This window comes from Protofrankia sp. CiP1_Cm_nod3 (genome assembly GCF_982290655.1).
Genome location: NZ_CEVIVD010000096.1, coordinates 4,125 through 7,332 on the forward strand (window position 1 = coordinate 4,125; position 3,208 = coordinate 7,332).

Below are 3,208 nucleotides of genomic sequence, written 5' to 3' on the forward strand. Positions count from 1 at the left end.
AGTTTCGAGGTAAACCTCCACCAGCCCTCGATCGGACTCACACAACCCCCGCCGGGGACGCACAGAGAGAAGTTCCAGGTCAACAGTCCTACTATGGCGACGATCAGTGCGATCCGTCCCGTGCGGCGATGGAGAACGCCGGCCATGGTCGGGGGGGATCGCGGCGACCCACAGGCCGACTCCGGCCAGAAAAACGATCACCTCGCTCGGCCAGTACAGCAGTCGCAGACCGAGCCCACGAACCGCGGTCACCACGCGATAGTCGACCCAGAGCAGCGTGTACTCCACCGAGCGGACGATCACCACGCAGGCCCGGGGCTGCCGAGGAGGAGACGACGGATCAGTACGGAACGCCGGCTTCCAGATCCTCCGCCCTGACCACCGTCAGCTCGGGTACGCCGAGGAAATGTCGCCGGTTGCCGGTCAACAGCGGTGCCTGATAGAGGACCGCGCAAGCGGCTATCCACAGGTCGTTGGTGTGCGCGGGCTGGGCGAGTGGATGGCCGCGGCGGCGGGCCAGGTCGCGTAACTGCGCCCAGACCGCGGGAAGCTCCTTGTCGAACGGGATGAGCAGCAGGCGCTCAATTTTCTCCACAAGCGCGGTGGTCCGACGCTCACCCCATCCGCCGTGCCGCGCTCCATAGAGCAGCTCGGCGACCGAGACGAAGGTCAGTGCCTGCGTCTTGTTCCGCAGGACGGCCTCGTATCTCGCCGCCGTCGCCCGGCCCGCGGTGATTGCGGAGAAGACGTCGGTATCAAGAATGACGTAGTCACTCACCTCGGCGGCTGGTCCCCCCGTGCCGACATCGCCGCGGCGAGGAAATCCTCGTACTCCTCGTCGGTCAGCGGTTCCGACATGGCCAGCTCGGCGAGACTCCGCACTGGCTCTACCTCCTGCTCTCTGGCCATGTCGTCCAATGTGCGATGAGGGGAGCTGGGAAGGCGCTCCACCGCCCGCAGCGTGAACGCTCGGATCACGCCACCCGCTGTCGACTCGGCAAGCCCACGAGCACGGACCAGCGAATTCATTGCCGCGAGGACATCCTTCTTGAGCCCCTCGTCGAAGGTGCAGGAGACACTGCTGGTAACCGTGTCGATCCGGCAACGCAATGCGCCCCGTGCGAAGTCGCCCATCTGCAGCCGGCCCACGATCACTTGCTCGGTGATGCTGACAGCGCGCCGAGCGGCGCGGACCGAGGAATACAGCTGCGTGTCGAAGCGGATTGTCGTCCGCCCGCCGCGCTGGATCTCAACACCCGCAAGCGTGCCGTCCGCGACACCACCAGAGAGCTTCAACAGCCCGTCGAGGACGGGGGCGGTGAAGACCTCCGGCGTCGGTCGACCGTTGGCGATGGCGTCGAGCCCTGCTTCCAGCGTCTCCAGAGAATCGATCAGGAGATCGTCTCCCAACATCGGCTGGGTTATCCGACCGACGGTCAGAACCGCGGATCCGCTTGTCAGCGCCCTGACTTCCATGCCGACGGCCTCGACGACATGTTTCGGGCGACGGCCGGCAACGGGGGAGAGCCCACGCAGGCCAAGCGCGATCCGCTCCACGGTTGCCTGGAACTCACCGGCGAGCCGGGCCAACTCGGCCAGCGGCAGGCGACCCCCGGTGGTCGCCGAGCCCGAGGCACGGATGGTCAGCAGCGTGTTCTCGGCCATCCCCTCGCCTCCGCCCCGCGTAGGCGTCCGCCTGGGCGCCCCTCTGCCACCGTTAGATCACTCACAGTGGAGCCACCACCGAAGGTAGCCAAAACAATCGTAGTCGCCAGCGCGAACCTCGGGGGCATAACGGGCCGAAACGAGCGTGTCAAGGCTGGTCAGCACAGGGCGCCCTGGCCGGATGACGCCCTTGAGCGCGATGACATCGGACGCGGTGCGCGGGCTGGTCAATCGTAGATCAGCAACGAGCACGATCCGGATGGCGCCTGGGTACTCATCCGTGCCCGGCGGCGCCCGGCGTGGTCATGCCTGCGTTGAGGACGGCGGCCAGGATGGGATGATGGGCGCCGTGTGGAGGGATGTTCGTGGTGTGCGGCCGCCGGCGTGCCGGGCTGCCGGTCATGGGCGCGATCGGGCGGCCGTCGCGTGAGAACGAGCCGGCTGGAAGCGTTTAGCGACGCTGTCCTGGCCATCATCATAACGATCATGGTGCTGGAGCTGAAGGTTCCAGAAGGGCACGATCTGGCGGCGCTGCGGCACACCACCGGGACCTCGTTGCTCACCTACCTGCTCAGCTTCGTCTATGTCGGCATCTACTGGAACAACCACCACCACACCTTCCAACTGGTCCAGCGCAGCACCGGCGGCGTGCTCTGGGCGAACCTGGGCCTGCTGTTCTTCCTTTCCCTGTTTCCATTCACCACCGCGTGGATGGACGACAGCGAATTCGCCCGCACGCCCGTGGTCCTCTACGGGGTGAACCTGCTCGCGGCCGCGATCGCCTACTTCGTGCTACAAACTGTGATCATTCGGAACGAGGGCGCGGGCTCCCCGCTGCGGCAGGCTGTCGGACGGGACCTCAAGGGCAAGGCATCCGTGATCCTCTATCTCGCCGGCATCGTGAGCGCGCTGCTCACCGGCCACGGGCGCATCGGCATCCGGATCGCGCTCGGCTTCTTCGTCGCCGTCGCCATCCTGTGGCTGATCCCCGACCGCCGCATCGACCGCATCATCCGCGACCAGGGCCTCCCCGACTGAGCACGCGGCCGCGGGCAGCCGCCGTCAGCGATGGCGTGGAGATAATCGTTATTCCGAGGTGGCCGGCGTGATGATGACGGCGACGTCGCCGTACGGCAGTTTCGCCCGGCCGAGACGGCTGAGCGTGTTGAACAGCCTTGACACCGAGACCATCACACCGTATTTCGCGCGGACCTTGCGCTGGACCTCGTCAAAGCCGTCGCCGGAGGTCGCCAACTCGGCGGTCCCCTCGACAGGCGACGAATCGGCCCGGACGCGCCCGCGTGCGTCCGACGGCTGCAGCACGATCCTGGGGCTGTTCCGGAGCCGCTTGTACTTACCGGACACCGACGACGTGTTGAATCCGACCCGGCCCCCGTCAAGCGGAACGATCCACGTGGGCGTGGACACGGCGACACCGGTCTTACGGAAAGTCGTCACAGCAACATACTTCGCATCGCCCAACGCCATGCCGTCAGTCTAGGACCCGGCCCGGGATGCCGGGACCCGGAGCCGGGATGCCGGG

Annotated in this window: 5 protein-coding genes; 1 reads left to right on the forward strand and 4 read right to left on the reverse strand. The window is 66.6% G+C overall.

Annotated features, from left to right (window positions below; genetic code table 11):
* From AC5LUJ_RS17025 to AC5LUJ_RS17035, 3 genes are all read right to left on the reverse strand, one after another.
* The coding region (locus AC5LUJ_RS17025; RefSeq protein ID WP_493465277.1) for a hypothetical protein at positions 1-288 on the reverse strand (288 nt) is incomplete at its 3' end.
* A 52-nt stretch (positions 289-340) separates the two neighbouring features.
* Positions 341-778, reverse strand: coding sequence for a PIN domain-containing protein (locus AC5LUJ_RS17030; RefSeq protein WP_250281001.1), 438 nt, complete (start codon positions 776-778; stop codon positions 341-343).
* Positions 775-1,665, reverse strand: a complete 891-nt coding sequence (locus AC5LUJ_RS17035; RefSeq protein WP_250281003.1) for a hypothetical protein — start codon at positions 1,663-1,665, stop codon at positions 775-777. The genes AC5LUJ_RS17030 and AC5LUJ_RS17035 overlap by 4 nt, the downstream gene beginning before the upstream one ends.
* A 426-nt stretch (positions 1,666-2,091) precedes the next feature.
* Between AC5LUJ_RS17035 and AC5LUJ_RS17040 the strand changes: the two genes are divergently transcribed.
* Positions 2,092-2,703 (forward strand): TMEM175 family protein, encoded by a 612-nt coding sequence (locus AC5LUJ_RS17040; protein ID WP_250281004.1) that lies wholly within the window; start codon positions 2,092-2,094, stop codon positions 2,701-2,703.
* Positions 2,704-2,751: 48 nt separating this feature from the next.
* Here AC5LUJ_RS17040 and AC5LUJ_RS17045 read toward each other — a convergent pair whose 3' ends face one another.
* Positions 2,752-3,153 (reverse strand): PPOX class F420-dependent oxidoreductase, encoded by a 402-nt coding sequence (locus AC5LUJ_RS17045; RefSeq protein ID WP_445548201.1) that lies wholly within the window; start codon positions 3,151-3,153, stop codon positions 2,752-2,754.
* Positions 3,154-3,208: the final 55 nt, after the last annotated feature.